The sequence below is a fragment of the Streptomyces sp. NPDC004561 genome (genome assembly GCF_053602155.1).
Genome location: NZ_JBSGDB010000533.1, coordinates 1 through 5547 on the forward strand (window position 1 = coordinate 1; position 5547 = coordinate 5547).

General features: G+C 74.7%; 4 protein-coding genes and 1 pseudogene. 3 read left to right on the plus strand and 2 right to left on the minus strand.

Annotation, left to right across the window (positions count from 1 at the left end; genetic code table 11):
* Window positions 1-287 precede the first annotated feature (287 nt).
* Together ACWEN3_RS39940 and ACWEN3_RS39945 are read right to left on the minus strand one after the other, a co-directional pair.
* Window positions 288-560 (minus strand): annotated as a pseudogene (locus tag ACWEN3_RS39940) (respiratory nitrate reductase subunit gamma); the annotation flags it as partial.
* 39 nt (window positions 561-599) lie between these two features.
* Window positions 600-2453: a chloride channel protein gene (locus ACWEN3_RS39945; RefSeq protein ID WP_452981683.1), complete on the minus strand. Its 1854-nt coding sequence runs from the start codon at window positions 2451-2453 to the stop codon at window positions 600-602.
* Window positions 2454-2738: 285 nt separating this feature from the next.
* Between ACWEN3_RS39945 and ACWEN3_RS39950 the strand changes: the two genes are divergently transcribed.
* The 3 genes from ACWEN3_RS39950 to ACWEN3_RS39960 form a co-directional block, all read left to right on the plus strand.
* Window positions 2739-3296, plus strand: a complete 558-nt coding sequence (locus ACWEN3_RS39950) for a MarR family winged helix-turn-helix transcriptional regulator (RefSeq protein WP_452981686.1) — start codon at window positions 2739-2741, stop codon at window positions 3294-3296.
* 112 nt (window positions 3297-3408) lie between these two features.
* On the plus strand, window positions 3409-4275 hold the full coding sequence (locus ACWEN3_RS39955; RefSeq protein WP_452981689.1) for a methylenetetrahydrofolate reductase: 867 nt from the start codon (window positions 3409-3411) through the stop codon (window positions 4273-4275).
* 359 nt (window positions 4276-4634) lie between these two features.
* On the plus strand, window positions 4635-5547 hold a 913-nt coding region (locus ACWEN3_RS39960), incomplete at its 3' end, for a bifunctional transcriptional activator/DNA repair enzyme AdaA (RefSeq protein WP_452981691.1).

Below are 5547 nucleotides of genomic sequence, written 5' to 3' on the forward strand. Positions count from 1 at the left end.
GGCCGGGCCGGCCGCCCGATCAGGTCAGGAGGTCAGGTCGCGGAGGGTCCGGCCGGTTCCGCCACGCCGGCGGTGATGACTCCCGGAGGGCCGGGCAGCCGGCGGTGCCAGGAGAGGGGCCGGCGCCGGCGCGGCCCGTGGCGTACGGCGCGCCGGAGGACAGTTCGGGGAACGCGGCCCCGATGCCGTCCGCGTGCCGGAATCGCGTGGAAAGGGACCTCCTCGGGTTCGGTGACATCACCGAGCCGAGGTCGTGGCCCGCCGGCCGGGGCCGAAGCGGGCGCGCCTCACCGGTCCTCAACCGCGGCCCGGCCCCGGGACCGGTAGACGACGTAGGGGCGCAGGACATACCCCAGCGGGACCGCGAACGCGTGCACCAGGCGGCTGAAGGGCCACAGCGCGAACAGGGCCAGGGCGAGCAGGGCATGGCACCGGTAGACGAGCGGGGCGTGCGCCATGGCGCCGACGTCCGGGTCGAGCGCGAACAGGCTGCGGAACCAGACGGCGACGCCCAGCCGGTAGTCGTACGGGCTGGTCACCGAGGAGGCGGTGGCGGTCAGGCGGGGCGGGTGCGTGCCCGCCCGGGTGCGGTCGTCCGGTCAGCCCGTGGCCGGGGCCGCGGCCGGAGCGCGCCGGGTCCGCAGGGAGAGGAGCCGTTCGGCGTGGTGCTCCTCGTGCAGGTCGATACGGCGGGCGGTCAGCAGATGGCGCAGGCTGATGACGCCCTCGACGCGTGGCTCCGCCTCGCGCGTGACCACCAGCAGCCGGGTCACCTCGTGCCGCGCCATGCGGTTGGCGAGCGCGCGCAGGGTCTCGTCGGGGTGGGCGACGACCGCGGGCCGGGCCAGCTCGCCGAGCGGGGTGCGGTCGGCGGGGTCCGCGTGGACCAGCTGACCGCGCGTGACGACACCGGTCAGGCCGCCGTCCTGGCCCAGCACCGGGTACAGGCGCTGGGCGAGCAGCCCCTCCGGATCGCCCGCGTCGTGCGCGGCGCGCAGCAGCGCGGTGATCTCGCCGGCGGCCCGGCCGGCGTCGAGGATGACTCCGACGGGCGTCTCCAGCTGCCGTACGAGGTGCACCTCCAGCGGGTCCACGGAGTACTCGCGGGTGAGGTGCAGGCCCCGCCGCGCCAGCTTCTCGGTGAGCACCGACCGCTTCAGCAGCACCACCGAGAGCAGATAGGCGGTCGACGCCGTGATGACCATGGGGATCAGCGCGTTGACCTCATGGGTGAGCTCCAGGCAGAAGACGATGCCGGTGAGCGGGGAGCGCATGACACCGCCGAGCACCCCGGCCAGCGAGACCAGCGCCCAGAAGCCGGGGCTGACGTGCGGGAAGACCATGGCCTCGGCCGCCCCGAGGGCGCCGCCGACCATGAACATGGGCGCGAGCACGCCGCCGGAGGTGCCCGAGCCCAGGGACAGGCCCCAGATCAGGGTCTTGACCACGAGGATGCCGATGATCAGCCCGACCGTGGCGTGCCCGGTCAGCAGCGCCCCGATGACGTCGTACCCGACACCGAGGGCGCGCGGCTCGACCAGGCCGCCCAGGCCGATCACCGCCCCGCCGATCGCCGGCCACCACATCCAGTGGATGCGCAGCCGGGCGAAGGCGTCCTCGGAGAAGTAGACGAGAGCGGTGGCGCCGAGGGCGAGCAGCCCGGCCGCCCCTCCCGCGACCAGGCACAGTGCGTAGGACGGCAGGCCGATGTGGTCGGGCACGTGGGCGCCGCCGAACAGCGGGGCGGTGCCGAGCAGCGGCCCCCGCACCAGGGTGGCGGTGACGGCGGCGACGGCGACCGGGAGGTAGGAACGGGGCCGGTACTCGAAGAGCAGCAGTTCGACCGCCAGCAGGATCGAGGCGAGCGGGGCGTTGAAGGTCGCCGCCATGCCGGCGGCCGAACCCGCCACCAGTAGCGCCTTGCGCTCGTCCGTGGTCACGCGCAGGAACTGCGCCAGCAGGGAGCCGACCGCCCCGCCGGTCATGATGATCGGGCCCTCCGCGCCGAACGGCCCGCCGGTGCCGATGGATATCGCGGCGGAGGCCGGCTTCAGCACGGCCACGCGCGGCTGCACCCGGCTGCCGCCCACCAGGATCGACTCGATGGCCTCGGGCATGCCGTGGCCCCGGATCTTCTCCGAGCCGTAGCGGGCCATCAGCCCGACGACCAGGCCGCCCACCACCGGCATCACCACCAGCAGCCAGCGGTGCGGGGCGTCGGCGGGAACGGCGGCGCCGAACCCGAACCGGCCGCGGAAGCACAGGTTGGTGAACAGCGCGATCAACTTGAGCAGTCCGGCCGCCACCAGCGCCGCGACGGCTCCGACGGGTATGGCCAGCGCGGAGATCAGGAAGACCCGCGGCGGCACGTGGAAGTCGCCGAGGTGCGGGATCTTGAGGGGTGGCAGATGTCGGGCGGGGGCATGGCGGCTTGCGGAGGTCCGCGAGGGCATGGCTGCTCCGTAAGGGGCTGGGGCGGGTACGTGGGCAGGGGTGGCGTACTGCCGAGGAAGGTCGGCGGTCGGCACCGGGTGATCGGTCGGCGGTGTGTGGGGGTCAGCGGCCGGCAGCGGACGGTCGACTACCGACCGTCGGCGTATCGTCGTCACTCTCGGCACCGGAGCCGTCGCGCCCGCGCGGCCCGGTATGCCCGAAGCTTATCATTGCAGACTGCAATGGTCACCCCGGGTGATCGGGGGCATCCACATAGTGGACAGGACAAGGGGAGCGAGGAGTCCATGGCCCAGCAGGAGAGCGGCCCGCAGCACGGCCCGGCGCACAGGAGCGCCGCCGAGGAGGCCCTGGACCGTGAGGCGGAGGAGATCACCCTCGCCGTGATGGCCGCCTCCCGGCTGATCGTCGCCCTCTCCGCCCGCGCCCTCGCCTCCGTGGACGCGCCGCTGACCCTGCCCCAGCTCCGCTCCCTGGTCGCCCTGCACAGCTGCGGCCCCATCAAGCTGGCCGCCATGGCCGCCACGCTGGGCGTCACGTCGTCCACCGCGCTGCGCATGGTCGAGCGCCTGGAGGCCCTCGGCCTCACCGACCGCCGGGTCAACCCGGACAACCGCCGCGAGGTCGTCCTGCGGCTGACCACCGCCGGAGCGGACCTGGTGGACCGGGTGCTGAACCACCGGCGCGCGGAGATCCGCACCCTGGTCGAACGCCTGCCCGCCCCCCAGCGCGCCGGTCTCGTCCCGGCCCTCACCGCCCTGACGGCGGCCGCCGGCGGCCTCGACCCCGGCCTCGACGCGTCCGCCGAAGCGGCCGGCTCGCAGGCGTGGTGGACGATCCGCTGAATCCGGCACCGCCCCGGGGCCGCGTCCGGCGCGGGCCGCACGCGTGACATCATCGCCCGGGCCAGGACCCCAGCCGTACGCCGGCGTACCGCTCGCAGTCGCAAGGAGCACGATGAACCCCGCTCTCACCGCCCCCACAGCGGTGGGCACCGCCCTGCTCGACGACTTCTCCCTGGAGATGACCGGCAAGGACGTGCCCGGTCTGGAGGAGGCGCGGGGCAGCATCCCGCAGGGCACCCGGATCAACATCACCTTCCTCGCCGGCGAGGACCACACCATGCGGCTGGCGGCGGCCCGCGCGGTCAAGCGGCTCGGCTTCGTCCCCGTACCGCACATCTCCGCGCGCCGACTGCCCTCCCGCGCCGCCCTGGAGGAGTTCCTCTCCGGCCTCGCGGCGGACGGCACCGCCGGCAACGTCTTCGTCGTCGGCGGCGACCCCGCCCGGCCCGAGGGCCCGTACGCCGACGCCCTCGCCGTCATCCGCACCGGACTGCTGCGGCGCCACGGCGTCCGCCACATCGGCATCAGCGGCTACCCGGAGGGCCACCCCGCGATAACCGACCGCTCGCTGTGGTCGGCGCTCACCGACAAGGCCGCGGCCATCGGCGCCGACCGGTTCACCGGCGACGTCATCACCCAGTTCGGCTTCGACGCCGACGCGGTGCTCGGCTGGCTGGAGGCCGTCCGCGCCCGGGGTGTGCACCTGCCCGTCCGCATCGGCGTGCCCGGCCCGGCGGGCGTGCGACGGCTGGTCGGCTACGCCACCCGGTTCGGCGTCGCCACCAGCGCCTCCGTGGCCCGCAAGTACGGCTTCTCGCTGACCAACCTGATGGGTACGACCGGCCCGGACCGCTTCCTGCACGCCCTGGCCGAGCGGTACGACCCCGCGCGGCACGGCGAGGTGAAGGTGCACTTCTACACGTTCGGCGGGCTGCGGGCCACCTCGGAGTGGATCACCCGGTTCCGGCAGCACGGCTGACGCCCCGGCACTGCGGACTGGGGGATCAGCCCCAGACCTCTCCGGAAGTCCCGACCGCGCAGCGGCCTCCGCCGGGGCGGGAGCGCCGGGAGCCGTCGGTCACCCGCGTACCCGGCGGCCTCGGCCGGGGCGGGAGGGCGCGGGGCCGTCGGCCGGGGTGGTGCACGCACGGCCCACCCGCTGGGCACGACACCGCCCGGCCGTTCGGAATCCCCCGGCCCGACCGCACACCCCCTGAGCACCCCGCCCGCCCAACAGGCCGAGCCCTCCCGAGGAGCGCCGGACGGGTCCTGGCCGGCGGTAGGTACGTGTCGGATTCTCGCCAGCGGGCGGGGCCCGGAGTAGCCGATCCTGGACGCATGCAGACAGCGACGCACCTCGACCGGGAGCACTGCGTACGCGCCGTGCAGTCCAAGGACGCGCGGTTCGACGGCTGGTTCTTCACGGCCGTCCTGACCACCCGCATCTACTGCCGGCCCAGCTGCCCCGCCGTTCCGCCCAAGCCGGAGAACATGACGTTCTACCCGAGCGCGGCCGCCTGCCAGCAGGCCGGGTTCCGGGCCTGCAAGCGGTGCCGCCCGGACACCAGCCCCGGCTCCCCGGAGTGGAACCGGCGCGCCGACCTGGTCGCCCGCGCCATGCGCCTCGTCGCCGACGGCGTCGTGGACCGCGAGGGCGTGCCCGGACTCGCCGGCCGGCTCGGCTACAGCACCCGGCAGATCGAGCGTCAGCTCCTCGCCGAACTGGGCGCCGGACCCCTCGCGCTCGCCCGCGCCCAGCGCGCCCAGACCGCGCGGCTGCTGATCGAGACCACCCCGCTGCCCATGGCGGAGATCGCCTTCGCGGCCGGCTTCTCCTCCATCCGCACCTTCAACGACACCGTCCGCGAGGTCTTCGCCCTGTCACCGAGCGAGCTGCGCCGAAGGGTGCCCGCCGGCCGCACGGCCGGCACCCTCACCCCCGGCACGCTCTGCCTGCGGCTGCCGTTCCGCACCCCGCTCAACCCCGACAACCTCTTCGGCCACCTCGCCGCCACCGCCGTACCCGGCGTCGAGGAATGGCTCGACGGCGCCTACCGGCGCACGCTGCGCCTGCCGTACGGCCACGGGATCGTCTCCCTCACCCCCCGCCCCGACCACATCGCCTGCCGCCTCACCCTCAGCGACCTGCGCGACCTGACCGTGGCGATCAGCCGCTGCCGCCGCATGCTCGACCTGGACGCCGATCCGGTCGCCGTCGACGACCGGCTGCGCACCGACCCGCTGCTCGCAC

What these genes read in the sequence shown, in the direction of transcription:
- ACWEN3_RS39950 (WP_452981686.1), top strand. Translation starts at nt 2,739, where the DNA reads ATGGCCCAGCAGGAGAGCGGCCCGCAGCACGGCCCGGCGCACAGGAGC.
- ACWEN3_RS39945 (WP_452981683.1), bottom strand. Translation starts at nt 2,453, where the DNA reads ATGCCCTCGCGGACCTCCGCAAGCCGCCATGCCCCCGCCCGACATCTG.
- ACWEN3_RS39955 (WP_452981689.1), top strand. Translation starts at nt 3,409, where the DNA reads ATGAACCCCGCTCTCACCGCCCCCACAGCGGTGGGCACCGCCCTGCTC.